Genomic DNA, 22,207 nt, shown 5'->3' on the forward strand with positions numbered 1-22,207 from the left:
AGGTTCAAAACCGGTCAACGCGATACGGTTTCATGTTCACGGGCGGTGTAACGCCCGTAATGAGGTCTGCCATCAATCGACCGGTGGTCGCACCGTATGTGAGCCCGAGGTGTCCGTGCCCAGTCGCATAGAAAACGTTTGAGCGCTTGGCCGAACGTCCGATGACAGGGACGGTATCCGGAAGAGCTGGCCGATGGCCCATCCACTCGCTTGTCTCTTCCACTTTGAGGCCAGGAATGGCTTCCTTCGCGCGCTTCACCAATACCTTGGCACGGCGATAGTCCGGCGGGGCATCTAGCCCAGCCATCTCTACGGTGCCTCCGACACGAATTCCGCCTGCTGTTGGCGTAACCATAAAGGCGCGCGCAGGCCAGATAATGGAATGGCGCATCGAGAAGCCCGGAGCCATAATCTGCGTGTGATAGCCTCGCTCAGTTTCAAGCGGAATAGGTTCGTTGAAGAGCAACGAAAGGCGACCAGTGAAAGCCCCCGCTGCGACGACCAGACGACTCAATTCGATTCGACGTCCGTCTTTGAACTTGACCGCGCTTACCCTTTGCTCGTTCTGGTCAAAGCCACCGACGTCGCCTTGTTCAATGCGACCGCCCAATGCCTTGAAACGCTCCGCCAGCGCGACAACAAGCTTATACGGGTCGGAAATTGACCGATTCTCAGGGAAGAGAACCGCCTTTTCAATCTTGTCAGTCAACGCGGGCTCAAGCTTGCGCAGGGCCTCGCCGTCCATCACTTCATGCGGGAATCCGAAGCGTTCGAGAATCTCGATGTGCTCCCGGTCGGCGCGGAACTCCGCGTCGTCCTTGTACAGACTAAGGCTGCCCTCAGGACTTAGCATGTGCTGCAGTCCGGTTTCCTTCAAGAGGGCATCCAGGTCTTCATGCACTCGGCTGCAAAGTACGGCGCCTGCCGCCTCAAGTTCCCGGAGCCTGGAGGGACGACTTGCCGAGAGAAAGCGCACAAACCAGGGTAGCAGCTTCGGCATGTAACTCGGGCGGACCCGCACTGGGCCTTCCGGGTCTAACATCCACTTGGGCATCTGCGCCCAAACACCCGGGCGCGATGCTGGCATGAACTCGGTGACGGCAATGCTGGCCATGTTGCCGTACGAAGCACCTTTGCCCGGAGTATCTTTGTCAACCAGCACTACCGATTCCCCGCGGCGCTGCAGCTCATACGCGATGGTGGTTCCGATGATTCCAGCGCCGATAACAACGATAGGTGACACAAACTCTCCTGCGGACATTTGGCTAAGGCTTGAGGGCTACCTCAAGCCGACATCGACGATTACCAGTTCAGGATGGGTTCCATCGCTGCACGGAATGCCGTCTTCTCTTCGTCCGTCAACTCTCCCAAGGGTGCGCGAGCCTTACCTACCGGTGTGCCCTGCAGTTCGCAGCCGTACTTGATTTTCTGAACGAACTTCCCGCTTTCGAGGATGTTCATCGCACGGTAGAGGGTTGCCATCATTTCGCGTGCTTTCTCCAGTTCACCAGAGCGGAATGTACGGTCGAGGTCGCAACACGCCTTCGCCATGCAATTTGCCGGTCCGCAAATCCACGTGTCTGCACCCCAGAACATGAAGTCGAGCGCCACATCGTCGGAGCCAGAGACCAAGTCAATACGGCCCCGGTAGCGGGAATAGATATCGATTGCACGCTGCAGAACGCCCGAGCTTTCCTTGATACCGATGACACGCGGGTCGTCCGCAAGCGCATCCATGAGGTCGAACGAAATCTCGATTCCATCCTTCTGCGGATAGTTGTAGAGGATGAGGTTGACGCCGGTTGCATCAAGAACTTGGCGATAGTGCGAAAGGAGTTCTTCTTGCGTGGGGCGGGTGTAAAAGGGCGTCGCCAGAAGGACCGTGTCGTAGCCGATTTCCTTTGCCTTGGCAGTGTGCTCGATTACTTCGCGCGTGGCCGGGGCGTTCGTGCCAGCGATGAGCACTTCGTTGTCGTTGGCGAAATCCCTTACAAATCGAAGGACCTCTCCTCGTTCCTCTTTCGACATCGAGAAGTATTCGCCAGTCGAGCCCAGCGGCACCCAGCCAGTGACTCCCGCAGCTCGCAAGTTGAGCATGTGCTTTTCGAGCGCCTTGAAGTCGACCTTGTTGTTGGCATCGAAAGGCGTCACAAGCGCCGGCATGACTCCAGATAACTTCATTGTTCACTCCGTCAAGGTTATCAGCCGCTTAAGCGCACTGAATTTGCCATTTGCAATGGAATCGGGTTCGAGCTCGGCCAGGAGGCACGGAACTTGTTGGCTGCTCCGCACCGATGTTTTTGCCCACTGCCGCTCTCTCAAGCTCCGGCCCACTAATTCGGTCGACTGTCCAAAAACTCAGGGCCTGCGCCGCGAGCGTCACACTTTTGCAGCACCAATGAATGCTGTGTGTTTTCATGTGTGCAGAACTGTATGCAGGCAGTGTAAAAACACCAGTTCCGAAAGTCAACTAGGCGATTTTCCCTAGACAGATGGTTTAGCAAACACAACAGGGATGGGACGAGCGGAGCGTCCGCGTGGTCTTGGACCGGAAACAGATGCGATGTCGACAAGCGCTCACGAGCGAGCGCCGAACTGAATACGAAGGGCTGAAAGACCCCGCGAAACTGGCCGATAATGGCGACGGAACAAGGTGGAACCGTCCCTCCGCAGGCTTTTGCTGCCGCGGCTCTGAGCTGGCGGCTATCTCCGGCTACGCAACGGACGCAGGTGGCTCATCCGGGCCTGGTTGGGTGGTAGGGACCCGATGCTTCGGCACGGCCTGCGTCGGCCGTTTGAGGTTCGCGCCTAAACGCTCGAGCTTGGAATTATCAGACGAGGACAGGCCCGACTACGGGCTAGGGCGACGCAGATACTGCCCGAGTTCGCGTCGAAAACGCAGCCGAGGAATTAGAGTATGGCCATGGACTCGGTCATATTCTGGCGCATATAGTCCAGGAAGCGTTTTTGAAACAGCATCGTGTGTTCGTGGGCCAGTTTCTCCGCGAGATTGGCGTCTCGCTTCTCGATAACCTCGATAAGTTCGGCGTGGTCACGGCCGAGCTTGGTCGCGGTTGGCGAGGTCACCGTATAGTCGAAATGAAGATGCAGAAGCCGTTGCCCTTCGCCTAGCAGCCGCTCGTAATAGCCTACAAAGTAGGGATTGTTTGCTGCATGAGCGATAGCCATGTGAAAAGCCTTGTTGGTCTCGGACATCGCCTGAAAGTCACCGCTCTCAACGGCCCGCATGTATTCGTCGTCGGCTTTTCGTATGCGCTCGAGGTCCTCAGTCGTTCGGTGCTGCGCAGCAAGACGCGTCACTGCTCGTTGAATAAGGTCCAGCGCCGAAATGTACTTCGGGAATTCCTCAATTTCGAACGGCGTCACAAGCGTAGTGCGATTCGGGAGAATCGTTACCAGTCCCTCGCTAATCAAGCGCGCCAGTGCATCGCGCACGGGAGAGCGCGATAGCCCGAATTGAGCTGCGAGCGAGACCTCGTCGAGGGGAGCGCCTGGTTTCAGTTTCAAAGTGAGAATCTGTTTACGCAGTTCCTCATAGATGTATCGTCCGCCATGCCTGCGAACAGTGGTTTCCGTCTCCGTACCTTTACTCATCGCCTCACCGCCGCTTTCGTTGGCCCGAACCATCGGGCGCGCGTCCGATTTTATCATCCTGCGACCTCCGTTCATCCGGCAGGAAAACCGGGTCCCCAGGTATCGCTCAGCATGAAACCGGCAGCTAGGGGGTCATCGGGGTCCACGCCGAGCTGCTGAATACCATAGATCCAAGCGCGACCTCGCACTCTCGGTAAAACGGCCGGCTTTCCAGCGACTTCAGTTTTTCCTCGCATTTCGACCGTGAACTCCCCCCCGATGGTCGAGCGCGACGTGAGACGACTGCCAATATCGACCACGCCGCGTGCTGACAGAGTCGCAAGATTAGCCGAACTTCCCGTACCGCACGGCGACCGGTCAACGCGGCCGGGCGGAAGCGTGGTGCAAGTCTGGTACAGATCGTCGCTCAAGCGATTGCGAAACATTACATATGCGACTTCGTTAATTTCAGGAAAGAGCGGATGTTGAATCTCGATTTGACCATTGATGATGCTCTTCAACCCAACGCCGGCATCGGCAAGTGCACGAGCATTCTCCGGCGCAATCGTCAGGCCAATCTGGTCTACATCGATAAGTGCGTAGTAGACGCCGCCAAATGCGATGTCGGCTTTAATTCTCCCGAACTGAGGAGTCTCGAAGCGAAAGTCAAGTTGCTCAGCGAAAGACGGCACCATATCGAGCGAGACGCCCGAACAACGTCCGGCCTTGCAGGTTGCATGGGCGGTCACGAGTCCCGCTGGAGTGTCTAGAACTACGGTCGTTTTCGGCTCCTGCATTTCGACCATTCCAAGCTCCAGCAACGCCGTTACAACGCAGATGGCATTGCTTCCTGACATTGGATGCGCTTTGTCTGCCTGAAGCACAATGAAGCCCGCATCCGCCTCTGGTCGAGTTGGCGGCAGCAGGAGATTCGCAGACATTTGCAGGCACCCGCGCGGCTCAAGAACGACGAGCCTTCGCAGACTGTCGTCGACTTCATTGATGTAATTCATCTTGTCGAGCATAGTCGCCCCGGGAATCCCAACGACTCCCGCGGTGATGACCTTGCCGATTTCGCCCTCGCAATGAACATCGACAATTTGTAGTGTCTTTTTCCAGCGCATGATTGACAGACCTTACTTGATGTACCAGTCCCAAGGCTTATCACTGGCGAATCGCATGATTTGCTAGGTTTCAAGGCAGTTGCTCAAACGCCAGCTCGCCAGGTTCGCGACCGATTCCGCACTGTTTATAGCCCCCCCACGGCGCCTCAATGAAGCTCAGTTGGCTGTGGTTAATCCAGACAATTCCGGCGGGCAATGCCCAAGCTACGCGCTCGTAACTCCCTGGTCGCGTGGCATCGCCGCAGGGGGGCGAGACCTGATCGACGTTCGTTCGCCGACCGCATCGCCTCTCCTTCGTCATCGAACGGGCCTTCAGTTTGAACTCGAGAATGTTCGCGAGAGCGTCATGGTCGACCGCGCCGACTGGGTTAAACGGCGTAACAAGCGCGGGCAGGATGCCTTTCATTTGCATAAGCTTGTCTCCGACTTTTCAACGGAATGAACTAGTAAGCGAAGCGCCTGAGGAAGCGCGATTCGACCAAGCCCACCAAACGGGTCAACGGGAAGGCCACAAGGAAATAGATGATTGCGACAGCAGTCAGGAACTCAACGGGCTTGGCAGTCGCATTCGAGATGCTTTGGCCGACAAACATGAGGTCAGCGATACCGACTGACGAAATTAGCGCACTCTCCTTGAAGAGACTGACGACATTCGAAAGCAGCGGCGGAATAGCTCTCAGCAGCGCCTGCGGAAAAATCACGTAAAGAATCTTCACTTGTGGCGGCAGGCTCAATGCGATACACGCGTCGTGCTGCTCGGCCGCAATCGACTTCAGCGCTCCACGAAACGTCTCGCTGGTCACCGCCGCCATGTACATCGTCAGAGAGATGACTACTGAAGCGTGCGGCGGGATATCCACATGAAAAACGACAGGAAAGCAGAAGAAAACCCAGAAGAGCTGAATTAGCAGCGGCGTCCCCCGGAAAAATTGAACGTAAAACGACGTCACACCTTTGATTACTGGATTCGGCGACATACGCAGCACGCTGAGCACGAATCCTGCGACACTGCCCATCACAGCACAACTGCAGCTGAACGCTATCGTGATGCCAAGCCCCTTGAGGAGAACAGCCCAGTAGGGGAACACGGATGCAAAATTGAGAGTCATGTCGAACCTCAGCGCGAAATGGCTGCGTCTTGGCGGCGCTCAACCACATGAACCAGCTTGGAGATGGGCAGGGAAAGAGCGAAATAGATGAGTGCCACAATCGAGTAGGTCTCAAGCGGCCTGTATGCTTCAGTTGCAAGGCTCTTTGCCACATACATCAGGTCTGCAACTGCCACGATTGCCACTAACGCGCTCTGCTGCAGACTGCCAATGCCATTGGTCATGAGCACGGGCATCGCGTTGCGCAGCGCCTGCGGCAAGACGACGTAGACAGTCCGTTGCCAAGGACGAAGGCCTAACGCCACACAAGCATCCAGATGCTCCTTCGGTACTGCCTGAACGCCCGCACGATATGCTTCTGCATTGAACGCAGTGAGGTTTAGGCCAAGCGCGAGCACTCCCATGGTAATAGGGTCGATGAACACATCGAAAATCATGGGAATGCAGTAGAAGAACCAGACAATCTGCAGCAGCGCTGGCGTGCACCGGAAAAACTCGATGAAGAGTTGCGCAGGCAAACGCAGAATCGCCCAACGGCTCATGGCGAGCAGGCAAAGCAAAAAGCCGCACGTAAGGCCGATTAAGTTCGACGCTATTGCAAGCTCAAGCGTCACACGAAGTCCGGAGAGTAGCGGACCGACACTTCCCTCGAGGAAGCTAAAGTCAAACTGGTAGTTCATGGCTTAGCCCTCAGTCAAGGTGGAGGACTTTTTCGAGAAATTCGCGAGTGCGCGCTTCCTTCGGCGACTTGAACATCTCTGCCGGGGCCCCCTGCTCAACGATTTTGCCGCCAGCGCAGAAGACGACGCGCGTGCCAATGTCGCGTGCAAAGTGCATATCGTGCGTGACGATAATCATGGCCATCTTCTGCTCGGCCAACTGCAACATTACGTTCTGCACTTCAACGACCATTTCCGGGTCGAGCGCGCTCGTCACCTCATCGAACAGCATGAGTTTCGGCTCAAGCATGAGTGCACGAGCAATTGCGACCCGCTGCTTCTGGCCGCCGGAAAGTTGACTCGGATACGCGTGCAGCTTACTTTCAAGGCCCAAGCGGGCTAGATACATCCGAGCGCGCTCCGTCGACTCCGCTCTTGAGAGACTCGCGGTCTTCATCGGCGCGAGGATGAGATTGCCCAGCACGGAAAGATGGGGGAAGAGCGTGTAGTGCTGAAACACCATCCCAATCTGCTTTTGCAGACGGGTGTCGATACGCTTACCACCGTTCTTCTCGCCGCGGATATAAGGCTGCCCTTGGAATCCGATTTCGCCGGACTGCATGCCCTCAAGGCCCATCATGACGCGAAGGAGCGAGCTCTTGCCGCTGCCGCTGGGGCCGATGATGACGAGGCGGTCGTCGGCTCGCATATCCAGGTCTAAGTTGTCCATCACGACCAAATTTTCCCCGTACGACTTGTACACCTTTCGGAACTGTACGAAGTCGCCGGATGTTGTGACAGGAAGGTCGTAGACGGCAGATTGTCCGTTCGAGCTAATGGCCATGGTCTGAGGTGACAACATTGAAAATCTCTCCAGCAATCGCCCGGAAGGGCTGGGATGCGGTGGTGCCACGCCTGATATGCCTGAAATCGACCCGAGCCATCGGATGCGAATCTGTGTGGCCGAATGTGTGCAGCACTGTACACAGTGTAGGGAGGCAGAAATCCGCCTGTCAATCAAGAACTGCACTGCGTAGGGAAATCCCGCACGGCCTCATGGGGCCGTCCTTCCGCATCGCAGAGCTACGACAGTTAGCACCCTAGCCGAAGTGGGAGACCATGCGGGAGGTCCCATCCCGAGTGGTTTCAACAGTAGCAGCTCAGACTTTGAGTCGCACAAGAGTCAGAACTTATGGCGGATTCCCAGACGAACGACCGCTTGCTTTGCGCTACCAGGCGCTTCCGTTGCAGTGGGTCCGATGGCGTAGATGCTCGCGAAGGTCGCATCGCCCGCCGCCTTCTGAAAGATAGCCATAGCAAAGACGTCTGTTCGCTTCGAAAGGAAATAGTCGACCATGACGTTGAACTCGTGCCATTTCGGTCTGAGGTCGCCTGTCGGAGACGCTTGCTTACCGTTCGTAAAATAGTAGCCACCGGAGAGATTCAGAGTCGGGGTGACCGCGTACATTGCGTTCACTTCATAGTTATCGAGTCGGAGATAGCTCGAGATGATTGGACCGGAGCTGATACCGGTCAAGACCGTACGCGCCCATGACAGAGCAAGCTTCAACGCGCCGATGGTGTATGTGCCACCAGCGCCATAAATTCGCTGTCTATTGGCGACGAATGGTGCATCCGCGTTCGAGGAGATTGCGCCATCGGCATTCGTGCCGGGATTGTCGAACTGCTGGGCAGCCGCAGCGAGGTAGAGCGGCCCATTTGAGTACGAAGCACCAATGCCAAAGGAACGGTTCTGCTTGAACGCTCCGGCTTGGTTGCTGAAACCGTACATCGTGCCGAACGTTAAGCCAGCCAAAGTTGGACTGGTGTACTTCACCGAGTTGTTCGTGCGGGCGTCGTTTCCAATGTTGTCACTGTCAAATGGGTGACACATATAGCCGCCGCCATAGGTCCCGCATGAGGTCAGTGGATAAAGGTAGTCGACCACCGGGTCGTATTGTCGACCCAATGTCACCTTGCCCCAGTTCTGCCCCGTCATACCAATCCAAGCCAAGCGACCGAACATTCGGCCTCCCTGTCCGAGGTTGCCGTTCGCGACGCTGAATCCGTTCTCGAGTGTGAAAACAATCTTGTTGCCTCCGCCGATGTCTTCCGCACCCTTAAGGCCGAAGCGGCTCGCTTGCGGGGGACCATCGGATAAGGTGAAGGCGTGGGCACCGTTACCCGACTTGAGATTGCTGACATAGTTGAAGCCAGCGTCGATGATGCCGTATAGGGTCACGGTGCTTTGTGCATGTGCAGCGCTCGCGAGCAGCAGAGTGACCGCTGTCGCAACAAACCTGTAAGTCTTCATTCTGGACTCCTAATTGTAGAATGCATCGAATCTAGGTGGTCTACTCACATCATTTGGCCGGTCTCAGTTTGTCCACCTCTGAACTACGCCCACCGCCCCGTTACCTACCAACACCCGCGAAGCAGTCCATAGCTCCCGAAACCGGCCCTCCTGTATACAGAGTCGTGTACAGTTTACAAATTATGTCGATGCATTTTCGACATCGTCAAGCTATCAAAAATACCGACGTGCACGAAATCCGCGCGTTCTTGCGATAGATTGCGGGTCAACGACAGCCCTTCACCGTCGGCATGCTTCATTTTCGGCTTTACTTGTTGAATATATTTCGACAAACTTGTACCTGTCGCAAGCGTGCCGACCAGCAGACGCTTGCGGCGAAAGCCGTCAAAAAAGAGGAACTTTGCAAATGAAGAAGCCGAACATCGTATTCATCATGGCCGACCAAATGACCGCCTACGCGCTGTCGGCATACGGAAACAAGGTCACGAAGACTCCAAATCTCGACAGACTTGCCGCTGAAGGCACGGTGTTCGAGAACGCCTACTGTCCGTATCCGTTGTGCGCGCCGTCCCGGTTCGCTCTGATGGCGGGAAGACTGCCCTCCAAAATCGGCGCATTCGACAACGCGGCTGAGTTTCCCGCCGCGGTTCCGACATTTGCGCATTACCTGAGAGACGCGGGCTACTACACCTGCCTGTCCGGCAAGATGCATTTTGTAGGTCCCGACCAGCAGCACGGGTTTGAGGACCGTCTGACCACTGAAATCTACCCTGCTGACTTCAGCTGGACGCCGCTCACGTACGAGCAGGTAGGCGACCCGGAACAGCCAGAAACGCATGTCAAGACCCAAGGTGTTTCAAGCGTGGAGACTGTTTCGGACGCGAGTGCCGTTGCACGGTCTCTTCAGATTGACTATGACGATGAGGTCGCCCGTCGCGCCGTTCAGCAAATCTACGATTGGCGCCGCTATGGAGATGGGCGCTCACTTTTCATGACGGTTTCGTTCACGCAGCCACATGACCCCTACGTTTCGACGCCAGAGTTCTGGGACCTGTACAAGGACGAGGACATAGACGAGCCTCGCGTGGCGAAGATTCCGCTCGACCAAATGGACGCACACAGCCGCGGTCTGTACTTCCACTACGGTCTCGACAAGTACAACGTGACCGACGAAGTGTATCGACGCGCCCGGCATGGCTACTACGCGATGATTTCGTACATCGACAAGCGCGTCGGCGAACTTCGAGCGGCGCTCGAATCGACCGGGATGGCAAAAGAGACTATCGTGATGTTCACGTCGGACCACGGAGACATGGTCGGCGAACGCGGATTGTGGTTCAAAAAGAACCTGTTCGACCCCGCGCTCTCCGTTCCGCTCATATATTTCGACCCTCGCAAGCAGGGGTTAAGTCGCGTCAAGGCGCCAGTCTCGCTCGTCGATGTTTTACCTACGCTTGTGGATATCGCCAATGGAAGCGAGGACGCAATCGTCACCCCGTTTGAAGGCAGCAGCCTCCTTCCGCTCATGAGCAAGGACGAGCCGGACCGAATCGTCGTCGCGGAACATCTCGACGGCGGCACGAAAGCACCACGTGTCATGGTTCGCGAAGGGGATTTCAAGCTGATTTACTCTGAAGCTTACCCCCCACAACTCTATAATCTCGCCGCTGACCCGGGTGAGCAATTGAACCTGGCGGAAAACCCGGAGTACGGCGCAATCCTTGAAAAGCTCAAGCAGGTGTTGTCACGGACATGGGACCTTGGCCGTTTGCGTGATGAAGTTGTCGCAAGCCAAAAGACTCGCCAGTTCCTCATGCGCTCGCTGCACACGGGCAAAGTCACCGATTGGGAAACGTATCCGAACGCTGTGCGCGAGCACACTAAGTTTGTCCGGCGCGGCGAGTACTTTCCTGAGGCCGAGCAGCGCTCGTATCTGGGACTGCCCGACCGCGACCGAATCGAACAATGAATCGCGCCTGTGGATTCAGTTCGTGCGCCTAAGGCCGTTTGCTTGCGCAGCATTACTTCGACAAATTTGGCGAAAAAATGAATATCTCTGTGAATGACGATGACCGCCGCGGAAAGGGGCCGAGCTCCAAGGCGGTGTACGAGACTCTTCATGATGAAATTCTGAATCTCGTTCAACGTCCGGGCAGGCTTCTGGACGAGGCGACGCTTGCAGAGCGATTCAAGCTGTCGCGTTCTCCCATTCGGGAAGCGTTGATTCGACTCGTCGGTGACGGTCTCGCTGCTGTGCTGCCGAACCGGAGCACCATCGTTTCACCCATAGAGCTTGAGGCGTTCCCCAAGTATGTCGAAGCACTCGGGATAGCACATCGATTGAACTGCCGGTTGGCCGCCGAAAACCGGTCCAACGATGACCTCGATGCGATGGTCGCTGCTAATGAGTATCTTCGTAATTCGATAGAGACGGAGGACTATCTGCTGGTTTCAGCGGCGAACAAGGCTTGCAATATGGCTGTAGCGCGGGCAGGCCGGAACCCATATCTTGCGGCGTTCTACGAGAGACTGCTGGATGAGCGCAGACGCATGTTCAACCTGCATATCGAACATCTTGGGAAGGCGCACTTAGCAAATCAGCTATATCAACAGCACGATTTGATGTTGAAGGCCATTCGCTCCGGTGAGCCCGACCTCGCCGACAACCTTGCATTTGACCAGACGCGACAGTTTCGGGAAAGCTTTCTGGAGTTCATGCGCAGAGACCAAGCGGCCCCAATCGACCTCGGCAAATCGGTCCTTAGTTCGCGGGACAGCAATGTGAGCTAAAACAGAACTGTCGAACGCTTTCTTTGTTACCAAGAGAGCGTTCGGCGAGCGAAATGAAAAACCTTGCATGCAATTAGGAATGCTATAGGTATCGTAATGTTCAATCTAAAACGCCATCAACCTAAAAGTTGACGGAATCATCGAAGACGATGAGTCACATCGGAGGCTCCAATGCTACGTACTTCTCCCTCGAAAATAGGCGTTGCGCTCGCGGCGCTTTTGGCAGCACTTGCCCTGAGTAGCCCATCGGCGAAGGCTGACGATGGCTCTACGTGGCAAAACGTACGAAAAGCCGGCGTACTTCGGTGCGGCGCAGCCACCGCGCCTCCGTATGTAATGCGCGACGTGACGACGGGCAAGTACCGAGGCTTCTTCAGCGAGCTTTGTCGGCAATTTGGTGAAAACGTTCTGAAGGTGAAGGTCGAGTTCGTCAACACTACCTGGGACAACATTGTTGCGGGCCTGCAGTCCGACAAGTGGGACCTTTCGCTTGCACTCAACGATACGCCAGCCCGCCGCGAGGCTATCAGCTTCTCAAAACCAGCCGTTGACTACACCGTTTCGTTCGCCTACAACAAGAAGAATCCGAAATTCGCAAATGGGATAAAGACCCTCGCGGACATAGACAGAAAAGACGTGAACGTTGCGGTGATGTCAGGAACAGCAGCAGACAAAGCGATTACAGCGACGCTCAAACATGCCAATATTGTCCGGTTGCCGGGAGACGACGAGGTGCGCCTCTCGCTGCTGTCTCGGCGCGTAGACATGGTGGCTGACCCGAGCATCACGAACATGCTGCTCACCCAAGCGCACCCCGAATGGGCGGCTACCTTCAGCCCGAATCCGCCGCTCGCGCATCAGGACGTTGCGTTCGGCATTCGGAAAGATATCCCCGCAGCCGACGTGGCGGTACTGAACAGCTTCATTGACCAACAGGTTAAAACTGGCCAGATTGACAAGCTGGTGAAAGCGTCAGTCCAACAGATGCTGGAGGCTGCAAAGTGACACGATAGGATAAGAAGGCTGGGCCGTCACAGACGGCCCAGCCTCGAAGGCGAATCACACAGCAAGTATCGGTCAGGGAGTGCATTCAACTAACCGCTCCTTTCGGACAACTAGCTGATACGCAGGATGGTCTCTATGTCAGACGTTCGCTGATTAAGTGAGTCTCACTTGCCGGCAGCGAGCATCGTCTGAACCGAAGCTTTAATGAGCTTGTCGACATTTCCAGATTTAACTTGCTGGTCGATAAAACCGTTAAGGACCTTCAAATCTGCTTCTGAGGTCTCCTTGCGCACGCCGAACGCGACTTCTTGCTGTGCAACTGCCGGATTCGGTTGAATCGTCGCCGCCCACTCCGGATGGGACTCAGTGAGAAGCATGTTTGTGATATTGGCATCTGCCAGCAAGTCGGCTCTCTTTGACATGAGTGCCATGCGCGTGTCGTCATTGGTGGGCAAGCGCATGACGGTCGCCTTCTTCAGAAGCGCGCTGATAGCCTTGTCTTGAGCTGAGCCAGACATCACAGCGACCGACACGCCTGACTTGTCGAAATCTGCGACGCTCTTTGCGCCCTTGGCAATCTTGGGATTGTTCTTGTTGTAAGCGAACGAGACGTTGTACGGCGTCACCGGAATAGAGAACGAGATGGCCTTCTCGCGCTCAGGCGTGTCATTCAACGCCATCGACAGGTCCCACTTGTTCGACTGCAGTCCTGCGACGATGTTGTCCCAGTTAGTGTCAACGAATTCGACCTTGACGTTCAACGCTTTCTCGCCGAAGTCCTTGCACAAGTCAGAGAAGAAGCCGCTATAGGTGCCCGACTTCGGGTCACGCATGACATACGGAGGCGCCAGCGCCGCGCCGCAACGGAGGACCCCCGCCTTTTTGACGCTTGCCCAAGCGTCGCCGGCTTTGGCTGGCATGGCCGTGAGAACAGAAGCTGCAGCTGCCAAACACAACGCAACGTGCCGGGTTGAACGAAACACTCGATTCATCATGACCTCACAAGACGGGTTAACTCCAATCGGACTCGGATGTCACCACACAACACTGTATACTAAGGGTGTGCAGCGCTGTATGCAGTCTAGTAATCCAAAGAATTGGTTGTCAACTAGGCGATTGCCCTACGCAGTGCACGGAGGTTTTGCTGAAAACGCGCTTTGGAGGAGTAGAAAGGCCTGCACGAATGCAAATTGCATCAACCGACAACTAGACACTTCTCAGTTCGCGCTCGTTTTTTATTTTTTCTTTTCCACCTCGGAGCTAATAGCATGCGAGTCGTTGTGCTGGGCAGGGGCGTTGTCGGGGTGACTAGCGCGTTTTATTCGCTCGTGCGGGTCATGAAGTGACCGTTCTCGACCGGGAGGCTGGTCCGTCCCTCGAGATCAGCTTCTCTAACGCGGGCCAGATTTCCCGAGTTACGCTGCTCCTTGGGCTGCTCCCGGCGTACCGCTTACCGGGCAAGCGTGCAACAGCGGCTGGAACGTGTGCGGCAGGCTGCAGTGTTCTGTCACCCGGAAGGATCGCGAGGACCAGCGTGCAGTCGTCATCTTTGCTCTTGCAGAGCATAGCCTTTGCGCCTTGCCCCGGCACTGTCCCGCGAACCTCAGCGACGAGGTCCGACCGTCCCTCTGCCGGATGCTCGATGACGCGAAACCCGGCCGCTTCGTCCTCGAGCAAAGCAACCAGGCGGTCAAACACTGTCGTCATGCTTAGGCCGCCGTGAGAGAGCAAAACCACTCAAGGTCGATGTTGCCACCGCTGAGAAGACCGCCGACGCGCTTTCCTTTGGGAGAGTTCTTCATTTTCAAGGCAGCAGCGAGCCCAAGGCATCCGGTCGGTCCACGACCATCTTCATGCGGGCAGCGAAGAACTTCATGGCGGTCACCAGTCGGCGTCCGGTGCCGTGATTATGTCGTTCACATCGCGTTGGATGATGGGGAACGTGTAGTTTCCGAGATGCTGGGTCTGCGCTCCGTCCGCGATGGTTTTCGGCGTGTCGATATGCACGATCTCGCGGCTGCGGAAAGATTGCTGGCCATCATTCCCGGCTTCCGGTTCGACTCCGTACAAGATGCATTGGGGGCGAGTGCACGAGTCGATAGCGCGCAACCTGACAGGAGGCCTCCGCCGCCCAACGGTATGAACAAATAATCCAGCGCGCCGACAGCTTCGAACAGTTCTTTGGCAGCAGTGCCTTGTCCCGACAGGACGTCCGGATAGTCGTAGGACGGGATCAGCGTAAGTCCCTGCTCGTCGGCGATGCGGCGGCCGATCGCTTCGCGATTTTCGGTGTAGCGGTCGAAGATCACAACAGTCGCGCCATATCCCTTCGTGGCTGCGACTTTTGCCGCAGGTGCATCGTGCGGCATCGCGATGATTGCCGGAATGTTCAGAATCTTCGCCGACAGGGCAATCCCTTGGGCATGGTTGCCCGAAGAGAACGCGACCACGCCGACTTTGCGCTGCTCCGGCGAAAATTTCGAAAGGGCATTGAACACCCCTCGAAACTTGACCGCGCCCATGCGTTGAAAGTTCTCACACTTGAAAAACACTTCCGCGTCCGTGATTTCATTCAGCGTGCGGGAGGTTTGAACCGGGGTGCGATGTGCGACGCCAGCGATCCGCGAGGCGGCCGCCTCAACGTCAGCGTAGGTAGGAAGCTCAAAGTAGTCATATCCGACTCGAAAGTAGATTTGATTCACCAGCCCGGCTGTTCCAGTGCGCGGCGGGCGAACGGACCTGTCACTGCAAGGCGGCGACCCGGGCGCTGGACATCCTGCCGACGCTGGCGATGCCGCAACCGCAGGTGAGCGATGCCGTCGATGTCTGGCTGCCAGCCCGTGTTGCTCCAGTGCTGCATCAGCATGGCATCCAGACGCTGACTGATCTGACCCTGCGCATCCCTCGTCGTCGGCGTTGGTGGCGCACGATTTCCGGACTCGGTGTGCGCAGCGCAGGGCATATTAAACCTTCTTTGCCGCCCACCCGGCGCTCACCGAACGCGCCCGCGCGCTAACCGTGGTGGCGACGCCGGAACCCGTGGTGCCGGGGGAAAACAGCCGAGTGCCATCTCCGCCCCCAATATAGGATTTGGCGATACGTCGTATAGCGTCAGCTCAATTGCCGTAATAGTAGTCGACTCCTAGAATCGGCCTGTCCCTGGTTGATTGCGACCGCGAGACAGCACGGCAACACACCATGAAGCGAACAGGCGTCGTGGATGAGTGTGCTCCGATGCAAAGAGCTTAAAAAAGCCAATGATGACGGAGACAATCAATGAAGAAGGCTTGGCAGGCGAGTGCCGCGATTTTGGCGGTCGCGGTCGCATCCACGGCGACGGCGCAAAGCAGTGTGACGGTCTACGGGATCGTTGACGACGGCGTTGGGTGGACGAGCAATCAGGGAGGTCACAGCAACGTACAGATGCTGAGCGGCTACATGCAGGGGAACCGGCTAGGATTTCTCGGGCACGAAGACCTTGGCGCGGGAAGTTCCGCGGTGTTCAGGCTCGAAAGCGGTTTCGACAACAACACCGGAACGCTTTCGCAGGGAGGCCGACTCTTTGGTCGTTCCGCTTACGTTGGCGTCGAAAACAAGAGTTACGGGACAGTGACGCTGGGTCGTCAATATGACACGAACTACGACCTGCTTGCGCTGTATCAGTTTGCCAAGTACTGGGGCAGCAACGGTGTGCTCATTGGCGACAACGACAACCTGTTCGGGACGGTGCGCTTCAGCAACTCCGTCAAGTATACGAGCCCGAACATCGGTGGCTTCAATGTCAGTGCGATGTACGCGATGAGCAACGTGCCGTCGTTTGAGGACAATCGCGCCTATAGCGTGACGGGACGTTTTGAACACGGCGGCTTGTCGGTTGGCGCAGGTTTTCTACAGATGGACCATCCGAACCCCACCGACAACCCGAACGGCGCGGCCGGCAACGACTATCCGGCTGCATTCAGCTTTTTCAAAGGTAGCCTGCTCAGTCCGACGACGGGCGTGCGCCGCCAGCAGATCTTCTTGTCAGGCGGCACGTATAACTTCGGCAAGGCTCAGATCGGGGTCCTCTATTCTCATGTCAATTATCGCTACCTCGACGGCACTTCGCTTCATCTGAACAACTATGAGATCAGCGGAGAGTATTTCATTACGCCCGCGCTTATCGCCGGTCTCGGCTATTACTACACGAACGGTGCTTACAGTTCTCCGGACGTGAGTCCGCACTGGAATCAGGTCGACGCTGGCCTCGACTACCTGCTGTCAAAGCGCACCGACCTGTATTTCTACGGCGTTTATCAGCGAGCGGGCGCGGGTGCGCGGCAGGCCGGCATCTTCCTGATCCCGGTGTCCAGTTCGCGGCAACAGACTCTGGTTTCCGCGGGAATCCGTCACGCGTTCTAAGCTGAAGACCAACCTCATCGGTCCGGCGCAGTCTGCAATGCGCAGCTGGTGAGCCGACGGTCGGCCGGGGTCGAGACATGGAGACGACAGATGAGTATCGAAAGAACTATGGAAATCGAGGCGTTCATCGATTCGCGCCGGTTTTCGCGGTACCAGTTGTTTATCGCCATGCTGTGCTTCGCGATCGTCGTGATCGACGGCTTCGACAATATCGTGATTGGTCAGGCCGCGCCAGTGCTGGCGACGTTGTGGGGCGCGCCCAAGTCCGCTTTCGGGCCGGTATTCGGCGCGGGTCTGTTTGGCATGATGGTCGGCGCGTTCGGTCTCGGTCCCATCGCCGACTGTAAGGGACGCAAGGCCGTGCTGATCGTGTGCACAATCATGTTTTCGCTCTTCAGCCTGGCCACCGTGTGGGTCGACTCGATCAACGAACTCATCGCGTTACGTTTCGTGGCCGGCCTGGGTCTGGGCGGCGCAGTGCCTTGCGCAATCGCGCTGACATCGGAATTTTGTCCGCGGAGGAACCGGGCACTACTCGTCGCGATTCTCACATGTGGTACGCCGTTGGGCGGCATGCTGACAGGCATCGTCGCTGTTCGTGATGCCCGCTTATGGATGGAAGGGCATGTTCATCCTTGGTGGCGTGTTGCCATTGCTGTTCCTATCCTTGATGTTTACCTGGCTGCCGGATTCGGTCAAATACATGGCGCTGCGCGGCGATCGGCAGGGCACTATCGCGCTCATCCTCAGGAAGGTGTCACCAGACGAGGATCTGACGAACACGCGCTTTGTCTCGCAGGGAGTGTCTCGCGCGACGCGCGGCCCGGTTGGATCGCTATTCGCTGGTGGCGCCTGGAAGGGCACGGTGTCGCTGTGGGTTACAAATTTGTGCAACCTGCTCGTGATCTATTTCTTTACCAACTGGCTTCCGACGCTTGCGACGGCGCTCCATGTAGAAGGCGCGGGCGTGCACGGTTCCGCACTTAGCTCGATCTATCTGGCCGGGATCACCATCGGGTCGATCAGCATCGGACTACGTTGACATGGGCGGCTGGATCGGTGGTCAGGCGTCACCGACGATCCGGGAGCATCCGACGCGGCCGCCGCGCATGGCAGAATGTCGGTTCGGCTCGGACTTGGATGGGCGAAGTCGCACAGTTTCTTTACCGGGCAGACGCCGGTTCTCAAGTACAACCGAAATCTGATGAACGCAATCCTGTGGGACAGGATCTCGATTGTCGACATCGTCAATGTCCGCGTGATTTCGCTGGATGACGCGCCAAAGTGGTATGCGGAGTTTGACGCGGGCGCCGCGAGCAAATTTGTCATCGATCCGCACGGCGTTCTTGAAACCGCGATCTAAGGGTTCAACAGATGAAGGTCATCCTCAGCAAGAAGCAAATGGTCGCAGAAGACATTTGCCTGTTCGACCTCACGTTGGCGAATCAGTCGGCATTGCCCGCATTCTCCGCCGGCGCGCACATCGATGTCGCGCCGGTTCCGGGGCTCGTGCGCCAATACTCGCTTTGCAATAACCCGGAGGACCGACATCGCTATCAGATTGCGGTGCTGCGCACGCCAGATTCGCGTGGCGGATCGGTGGCAATGCATGGCCTGAACGAAGGTGACACGCTCGAGATCAGCGTGCCCAGGAATCAGTTTCCATTGGCTGCGCATGCCGGCAGATCGATACTGATTGCAGGCGGCATCGGCGTGACGCCGCTGCTTTGCATGGCCGAGCGGCTGGTGCATGAACCGGGGGCATTCGAGTTTCACTACTGCGCACGCGACATGACCCGAATGGCGTTTCTCGAACGTTTCTCAAGGCCGGATTTCGTTGACCACGTGCAGCTTTATCCGGACGCAGGACCGAAGGCCCGCAGGTTCGACGTCAAAGCCGTGCTCGGCGTGCCCGACCTTCATCACGCGCACGTCTATGTATGCGGCCCGGCGGGTTTCATCGACTTTGTTCTAGATGCGGCGCGTGGCCTCGGCTATGCGGAAGACCAGGTGCATCGCGAGTACTTCGCCGCGGCCGGTGCAGTGAGTGCCGTGTCGGCGGACGGCGACGTTCCGTTTCGTATACGGATCGCCAGTAGCGGTAACGAATACGAAATTGCTTCGCAGCAAAGCGTGGTCGAAGTCCTCGCGAAGCAGGGAATCGAGATCCCGGTGTCGTGCGAGCAGGGCGTCTGCGGGACTTGCATCACGCGCGTACTTGACGGCACGCCGTTGCATCGCGACGTCTATTTCACGGACGCCGAGCACGCCCGCAATGACCAATTCACCCCATGCTGTTCGCGGTCGTTGAGCTCGGTACTCGTACTGGATCTTTAGTGGTGACGGTGCTCTGTCGAGCGCGACGCGCAATCCGACTAACGTAGTGGAGCAAGTGTATTAACGCACAACATGATCGCCTGATCCTGATCGCAGGTGGCGGCATCGGCGGATTCGCAACGGCGCTTGCGCTGAGCCAGCGGCTTCAGCGTGCATCTGTTCGAGCATGCGAGCGAGTTCAGGGGAAATCGGCGCGGGTATCCAACTCGATCCGAATGTCTTTGCGATGCTCGACATTCCCGGCATTTCCGAGCAGATAGAAGCTCGTGCGGCGTTCCCCGAGAAGCTCGTGATGATGGACGGCCTCAGTGGCGAAGAGCTCGGCAGGATCCCATTGCAGGGCCAGTTCCTCCAACGCTTCAAACACCCTATGCGTTGATCCACCGCGCGGGGTGCGTGCACGCTTGTCGCGGGCAGCCGCGGATCATTATGTCGACCGGTGAAAAAGTCATCGGCTTTGAGGATAACGGCGACAGCGTGACGATCTGCACCGAAAGCGGCAAGGAGCTAACCGGCGCGGCGCTGATCGGAGCTGACGGCATGTGATCTTCCATACGAGGCAAGATCATTGGAGACGGCGCACCGTGTGTATCGGGCCACATCGCTTATCGCGCCGTGCTGCCGATCGATCAGGTTCCCGAACATCTGCGGCTGAACAACATGACGCTGTGGGCCGGCAAAAAAGACGCATCTGGTGCATTACCCGCTTAGAGGCGGCAAGCTGTTCAATGTCGTCGCCGTGCTCCATAGCAATCGCTATGAGGAAGGTTGGGATACGTTTGGCGAGCCGGAAGAATTGCAACTGCGGTTTCAGAACGCGACCGGCACTGAGAAGACGATGCTGGAAAAAATCGAATCGTGGCGCATGTGGGTGGTGTGCGATCGCGATCCGGCGAAGGGCTGGTCGAAAGGGCGCGTGACGCTGATCGGCGACGCGGCGCATCCGATGCTCCAGTACATGGCGCAAGGCGCGTGCGTGGCTGTCGGGGGCGGTCGTGCTGGCCGATGAAGTCGCCGCACCACCCGACGATGTGGTCGGCGCGCTCCAGCGGTACTGCGCGGCACGCTATCTGCGCACCGGACGCGTGCAGTTGTCGGCGCGCCTGTACGGCGAGGTGTATCGCACGTCCGGCGTGACGCGCGAACTGCGCAACGCATTCGTTCGCAGTAAATCGCTGGAGAGCCATCTTGACGGCATGGCATGGCTTTACCACGGCATTTCGACGCGCAGTACATCGCGTGAAGCGACTGTCTGATCCCACGCCAACATACCAAAACAGGAACCCCTGTGAAACTCTGTCGTTTCAATGATAATCGCCTCGGCGTGGTGGAGGACGACTTTGCCATCACAGCGCTATCCCCTGCCGCTTGGCGATCAGCTAATCGCCGCATTGCCGCCCATCGGCCACCTGCTCGATGAACTGTGTGCGCGCGCGCCGAGCGTACAGCTTGGCAGCGTACGGTTGCTGAGTCCCGCTTCCGCAAGGCGCCGGATAGTTACACGGTGCTAGGTCCGTGGCTCGTTATCGCAGATGAGATTCCCGAGCGGAGCGCCTTCGGTCTGGAGATACGCGTGAACGGTGAGCTGCGGCAAAGCGCGAACACCAGAGATGTGATCCTGCACGTTCCGGCGTTGATCGCGTTCGCATCTTCTTTTTATACGCTAAATCCGGGCGACGTCATCATCACCGGCACGCCCGAAGGCGTCGGTCCCGTTGTGCCCGGCGACATCATGCTCGCCTGTATCGACGTGATCGGTTCGATGCAGGTGACGTTGCGCGCCTCGGCGCGATCGGTGTGCGCGTGACGGAAAAGGAGAGTCACATGGCGGATTTCCATGTCAAGCCCGGCATGACTGATCACCGGCCACGTTTTACGAACGCCTGAGCGCTCAGAACCTTTCGCCGCTGTGTGAACCCATGGCCGGCTTGGTCACGCCAAAGCCAAGGCCCGCTCGTGTTCCCGCGCATTGGCGTTGTGGGGACTTGAGGCCGATGTTGATGGAAGGCGGAACGCTGATCACCGTCGAGGAAGCCGAGCGACGCGTGCTTGTGCTGGAAAACCCCGGCATCAGAGGACGTGCGCAGATCGCGCAAATTCTGTACGCGGGGCTGCAACTGGTGCTGCCCGGTGAAATAGCGCCGAGCCATCGTCACGTGGCGTCGGCATTGCGCTTTATCGTCGAAGGAAGCGGCGCCTGTACGGCGGTCGACGGCGAGCGCGTCGACATGGAGCCGGGCGATTTTGTCATCACGCCATCGTGGGCGTTTCACGATCATGGCAACGCGGGCGAAGAACCGGTCGTCTGGCTAGATGGACTCGACGTACCGATCGTTAACGCTTTCGATGCGAGCTTCGCGGAACGCTATCGCGAGCCAGTGCAGCCAATCGCGTTTGGACCAGGTTATTCGGCTTTGCGTTACGGCCACGGTCTGCTCCCGTTCGAGCATGACAGGAAGGGCAAGAGCAGTCCGCTGTTTCACTATCCCTACGAACATAGTCGCGCGGCGCTTGAAGGACTCCCGCGGCGTGGCGAGCTGAATTCTTTTGCGCGGCATCAAGCTTCAGTATATGAATTCAGTCAACGGGCAGGCGCCGGTTCCGACGACGGCGCATTCCTGCAATGGCTCCCAAAGCAATTTCGCGGTCGCGACCATCGTTCGACCGATGCGACCGTATTCAACGTCGTCGAAGGAAGCGGACGGAGTGTCATTGACGGAGAAGTATTCGAATCGCGTGAGAAAGACGTCTTCATCGTGCCTTCGTGGTCAAGCGTCAGGCACGAGTCGGATGGCGTGTTGGTGCTGTTCAGCTTTTCGGACCGCCCGGCGCAACAGGCGTTCGGCATCTGGCGCGAAGGCGCCTAGCGACACA

Annotated in this window: 22 protein-coding genes and 3 pseudogenes; 14 read left to right on the forward strand and 11 right to left on the reverse strand. The window is 57.3% G+C overall.

What is annotated here, in order from left to right; genetic code table 11:
- Window positions 1-4: 4 nt before the first annotated feature.
- The 9 genes from C8K18_RS30315 to C8K18_RS30360 all read right to left on the reverse strand — a co-directional run bounded on the left by C8K18_RS30315 (window position 5) and on the right by C8K18_RS30360 (window position 8,800).
- Window positions 5-1,243: an FAD-binding oxidoreductase gene (locus C8K18_RS30315; RefSeq protein ID WP_165919883.1), complete on the reverse strand. Its 1,239-nt coding sequence runs from the start codon at window positions 1,241-1,243 to the stop codon at window positions 5-7.
- A gap of 59 nt (window positions 1,244-1,302) precedes the next feature.
- Window positions 1,303-2,181, reverse strand: coding sequence for a 4-hydroxy-tetrahydrodipicolinate synthase (dapA, locus tag C8K18_RS30320; RefSeq protein ID WP_107710790.1), 879 nt, complete (start codon window positions 2,179-2,181; stop codon window positions 1,303-1,305).
- A 729-nt stretch (window positions 2,182-2,910) separates the two neighbouring features.
- Window positions 2,911-3,672 (reverse strand): GntR family transcriptional regulator, encoded by a 762-nt coding sequence (locus tag C8K18_RS30325; RefSeq protein ID WP_258196224.1) that lies wholly within the window; start codon window positions 3,670-3,672, stop codon window positions 2,911-2,913.
- A gap of 14 nt (window positions 3,673-3,686) precedes the next feature.
- Window positions 3,687-4,718 carry a proline racemase family protein gene (locus C8K18_RS30330; protein WP_107710791.1) on the reverse strand — a complete coding sequence of 344 codons (1,032 nt, stop codon included), beginning with the start codon at window positions 4,716-4,718 and terminating at the stop codon, window positions 3,687-3,689.
- Between the two features lie 70 nt (window positions 4,719-4,788).
- Window positions 4,789-5,130: an aldehyde dehydrogenase family protein gene (locus C8K18_RS33910; protein WP_258196225.1), complete on the reverse strand. Its 342-nt coding sequence runs from the start codon at window positions 5,128-5,130 to the stop codon at window positions 4,789-4,791.
- Window positions 5,131-5,161: 31 nt separating this feature from the next.
- Window positions 5,162-5,827, reverse strand: coding sequence for an amino acid ABC transporter permease (locus tag C8K18_RS30345; protein WP_107710792.1), 666 nt, complete (start codon window positions 5,825-5,827; stop codon window positions 5,162-5,164).
- Window positions 5,828-5,835: 8 nt separating this feature from the next.
- Window positions 5,836-6,507 carry an amino acid ABC transporter permease gene (locus C8K18_RS30350; protein ID WP_107710793.1) on the reverse strand — a complete coding sequence of 224 codons (672 nt, stop codon included), beginning with the start codon at window positions 6,505-6,507 and terminating at the stop codon, window positions 5,836-5,838.
- A gap of 10 nt (window positions 6,508-6,517) precedes the next feature.
- Window positions 6,518-7,348: an amino acid ABC transporter ATP-binding protein gene (locus tag C8K18_RS30355; RefSeq protein WP_107710794.1), complete on the reverse strand. Its 831-nt coding sequence runs from the start codon at window positions 7,346-7,348 to the stop codon at window positions 6,518-6,520.
- A gap of 321 nt (window positions 7,349-7,669) precedes the next feature.
- Complete coding sequence (locus tag C8K18_RS30360; RefSeq protein ID WP_107710795.1) at window positions 7,670-8,800, reverse strand: porin; 1,131 nt, start codon at window positions 8,798-8,800, stop codon at window positions 7,670-7,672.
- Between the two features lie 406 nt (window positions 8,801-9,206).
- Here C8K18_RS30360 and betC point away from each other — a divergent pair, with 406 nt between their 5' ends.
- The 3 genes from betC to C8K18_RS30375 all read left to right on the forward strand — a co-directional run bounded on the left by betC (window position 9,207) and on the right by C8K18_RS30375 (window position 12,595).
- The gene (betC, locus tag C8K18_RS30365; protein ID WP_107710796.1) at window positions 9,207-10,769 is read left to right on the forward strand and encodes a choline-sulfatase; all 1,563 of its coding nucleotides are present in this window, start codon (window positions 9,207-9,209) and stop codon (window positions 10,767-10,769) included.
- Window positions 10,770-10,846: 77 nt separating this feature from the next.
- Complete coding sequence (locus C8K18_RS30370; RefSeq protein WP_207909702.1) at window positions 10,847-11,590, forward strand: GntR family transcriptional regulator; 744 nt, start codon at window positions 10,847-10,849, stop codon at window positions 11,588-11,590.
- A 171-nt stretch (window positions 11,591-11,761) separates the two neighbouring features.
- On the forward strand, window positions 11,762-12,595 hold the full coding sequence (locus C8K18_RS30375; RefSeq protein WP_107710797.1) for an ABC transporter substrate-binding protein: 834 nt from the start codon (window positions 11,762-11,764) through the stop codon (window positions 12,593-12,595).
- Window positions 12,596-12,759: 164 nt separating this feature from the next.
- On the opposite strand, the gene C8K18_RS30380 is transcribed toward C8K18_RS30375, so the two are convergent.
- Window positions 12,760-13,590 (reverse strand): ABC transporter substrate-binding protein, encoded by an 831-nt coding sequence (locus C8K18_RS30380; RefSeq protein ID WP_258196226.1) that lies wholly within the window; start codon window positions 13,588-13,590, stop codon window positions 12,760-12,762.
- A 273-nt stretch (window positions 13,591-13,863) separates the two neighbouring features.
- Here C8K18_RS30380 and C8K18_RS30385 point away from each other — a divergent pair.
- A pseudogene (locus tag C8K18_RS30385) lies at window positions 13,864-14,047 on the forward strand (FAD-dependent oxidoreductase); the annotation flags it as partial.
- 257 nt (window positions 14,048-14,304) lie between these two features.
- On the opposite strand, the pseudogene C8K18_RS30395 reads toward C8K18_RS30385, so the two are convergent.
- A pseudogene (locus C8K18_RS30395) lies at window positions 14,305-15,288 on the reverse strand (threo-3-hydroxy-L-aspartate ammonia-lyase).
- A 98-nt stretch (window positions 15,289-15,386) separates the two neighbouring features.
- Here C8K18_RS30395 and C8K18_RS30400 point away from each other — a divergent pair.
- The 10 genes and pseudogenes from C8K18_RS30400 to C8K18_RS30435 all read left to right on the forward strand — a co-directional run bounded on the left by C8K18_RS30400 (window position 15,387) and on the right by C8K18_RS30435 (window position 22,200).
- Window positions 15,387-15,611 (forward strand): phage integrase family protein, encoded by a 225-nt coding sequence (locus tag C8K18_RS30400; RefSeq protein ID WP_375135826.1) that lies wholly within the window; start codon window positions 15,387-15,389, stop codon window positions 15,609-15,611.
- A 260-nt stretch (window positions 15,612-15,871) separates the two neighbouring features.
- The gene (locus tag C8K18_RS30405; RefSeq protein WP_107710798.1) at window positions 15,872-16,996 is read left to right on the forward strand and encodes a porin; all 1,125 of its coding nucleotides are present in this window, start codon (window positions 15,872-15,874) and stop codon (window positions 16,994-16,996) included.
- Window positions 16,997-17,086: 90 nt separating this feature from the next.
- The gene (locus tag C8K18_RS30410) at window positions 17,087-17,983 is read left to right on the forward strand and encodes an MFS transporter (protein ID WP_107710799.1); all 897 of its coding nucleotides are present in this window, start codon (window positions 17,087-17,089) and stop codon (window positions 17,981-17,983) included.
- A gap of 82 nt (window positions 17,984-18,065) precedes the next feature.
- Window positions 18,066-18,359, forward strand: a pseudogene (locus C8K18_RS30415) (formaldehyde dehydrogenase, glutathione-independent); the annotation flags it as partial.
- 11 nt (window positions 18,360-18,370) lie between these two features.
- Window positions 18,371-19,333 carry a PDR/VanB family oxidoreductase gene (locus tag C8K18_RS30420; RefSeq protein ID WP_107710800.1) on the forward strand — a complete coding sequence of 321 codons (963 nt, stop codon included), beginning with the start codon at window positions 18,371-18,373 and terminating at the stop codon, window positions 19,331-19,333.
- Window positions 19,334-19,499: 166 nt separating this feature from the next.
- Complete coding sequence (locus C8K18_RS33920) at window positions 19,500-19,712, forward strand: hypothetical protein (protein ID WP_258196227.1); 213 nt, start codon at window positions 19,500-19,502, stop codon at window positions 19,710-19,712.
- 315 nt (window positions 19,713-20,027) lie between these two features.
- Entirely contained in the window at window positions 20,028-20,342 is a 315-nt protein-coding gene (locus tag C8K18_RS33925) for an FAD-dependent monooxygenase (RefSeq protein ID WP_258196228.1), read from the forward strand.
- On the forward strand, window positions 20,329-20,589 hold the full coding sequence (locus C8K18_RS33930) for a hypothetical protein (RefSeq protein ID WP_258196229.1): 261 nt from the start codon (window positions 20,329-20,331) through the stop codon (window positions 20,587-20,589). Before C8K18_RS33925 ends, C8K18_RS33930 begins: the two co-directional genes overlap by 14 nt.
- Window positions 20,590-20,756: 167 nt before the next feature.
- Window positions 20,757-21,140: a fumarylacetoacetate hydrolase family protein gene (locus C8K18_RS30430; RefSeq protein ID WP_308810926.1), complete on the forward strand. Its 384-nt coding sequence runs from the start codon at window positions 20,757-20,759 to the stop codon at window positions 21,138-21,140.
- A gap of 187 nt (window positions 21,141-21,327) precedes the next feature.
- Window positions 21,328-22,200, forward strand: a complete 873-nt coding sequence (locus C8K18_RS30435) for a cupin domain-containing protein (RefSeq protein ID WP_258196230.1) — start codon at window positions 21,328-21,330, stop codon at window positions 22,198-22,200.
- Window positions 22,201-22,207 lie beyond the last annotated feature (7 nt).

This window comes from Paraburkholderia sp. GV068 (assembly GCF_003058125.1).
In the GTDB taxonomy this organism is placed as follows: domain Bacteria; phylum Pseudomonadota; class Gammaproteobacteria; order Burkholderiales; family Burkholderiaceae; genus Paraburkholderia; species Paraburkholderia graminis.

Excerpts from the sequence above, each read along its gene's own strand:
- C8K18_RS30400 (WP_375135826.1), top strand. The coding sequence starts at position 15,387 with ATGCCGCAACCGCAGGTGAGCGATGCCGTCGATGTCTGGCTGCCAGCC.
- C8K18_RS30380 (WP_258196226.1), bottom strand. The coding sequence starts at position 13,590 with ATGATGAATCGAGTGTTTCGTTCAACCCGGCACGTTGCGTTGTGTTTG.
- C8K18_RS30375 (WP_107710797.1), top strand. The coding sequence starts at position 11,762 with ATGCTACGTACTTCTCCCTCGAAAATAGGCGTTGCGCTCGCGGCGCTT.
- C8K18_RS30355 (WP_107710794.1), bottom strand. The coding sequence starts at position 7,348 with ATGTTGTCACCTCAGACCATGGCCATTAGCTCGAACGGACAATCTGCC.
- C8K18_RS30370 (WP_207909702.1), top strand. The coding sequence starts at position 10,847 with ATGAATATCTCTGTGAATGACGATGACCGCCGCGGAAAGGGGCCGAGC.
- C8K18_RS30350 (WP_107710793.1), bottom strand. The coding sequence starts at position 6,507 with ATGAACTACCAGTTTGACTTTAGCTTCCTCGAGGGAAGTGTCGGTCCG.
- C8K18_RS30420 (WP_107710800.1), top strand. The coding sequence starts at position 18,371 with ATGAAGGTCATCCTCAGCAAGAAGCAAATGGTCGCAGAAGACATTTGC.
- C8K18_RS30330 (WP_107710791.1), bottom strand. The coding sequence starts at position 4,718 with ATGCGCTGGAAAAAGACACTACAAATTGTCGATGTTCATTGCGAGGGC.
- betC (WP_107710796.1), top strand. The coding sequence starts at position 9,207 with ATGAAGAAGCCGAACATCGTATTCATCATGGCCGACCAAATGACCGCC.
- C8K18_RS30410 (WP_107710799.1), top strand. The coding sequence starts at position 17,087 with ATGAGTATCGAAAGAACTATGGAAATCGAGGCGTTCATCGATTCGCGC.
- C8K18_RS30405 (WP_107710798.1), top strand. The coding sequence starts at position 15,872 with ATGAAGAAGGCTTGGCAGGCGAGTGCCGCGATTTTGGCGGTCGCGGTC.
- C8K18_RS33920 (WP_258196227.1), top strand. The coding sequence starts at position 19,500 with ATGCGAGCGAGTTCAGGGGAAATCGGCGCGGGTATCCAACTCGATCCG.
- C8K18_RS30345 (WP_107710792.1), bottom strand. The coding sequence starts at position 5,827 with ATGACTCTCAATTTTGCATCCGTGTTCCCCTACTGGGCTGTTCTCCTC.
- C8K18_RS33910 (WP_258196225.1), bottom strand. The coding sequence starts at position 5,130 with ATGCAAATGAAAGGCATCCTGCCCGCGCTTGTTACGCCGTTTAACCCA.
- dapA (WP_107710790.1), bottom strand. The coding sequence starts at position 2,181 with ATGAAGTTATCTGGAGTCATGCCGGCGCTTGTGACGCCTTTCGATGCC.
- C8K18_RS30435 (WP_258196230.1), top strand. The coding sequence starts at position 21,328 with ATGTTGATGGAAGGCGGAACGCTGATCACCGTCGAGGAAGCCGAGCGA.
- C8K18_RS30325 (WP_258196224.1), bottom strand. The coding sequence starts at position 3,672 with ATGATAAAATCGGACGCGCGCCCGATGGTTCGGGCCAACGAAAGCGGC.
- C8K18_RS30360 (WP_107710795.1), bottom strand. The coding sequence starts at position 8,800 with ATGAAGACTTACAGGTTTGTTGCGACAGCGGTCACTCTGCTGCTCGCG.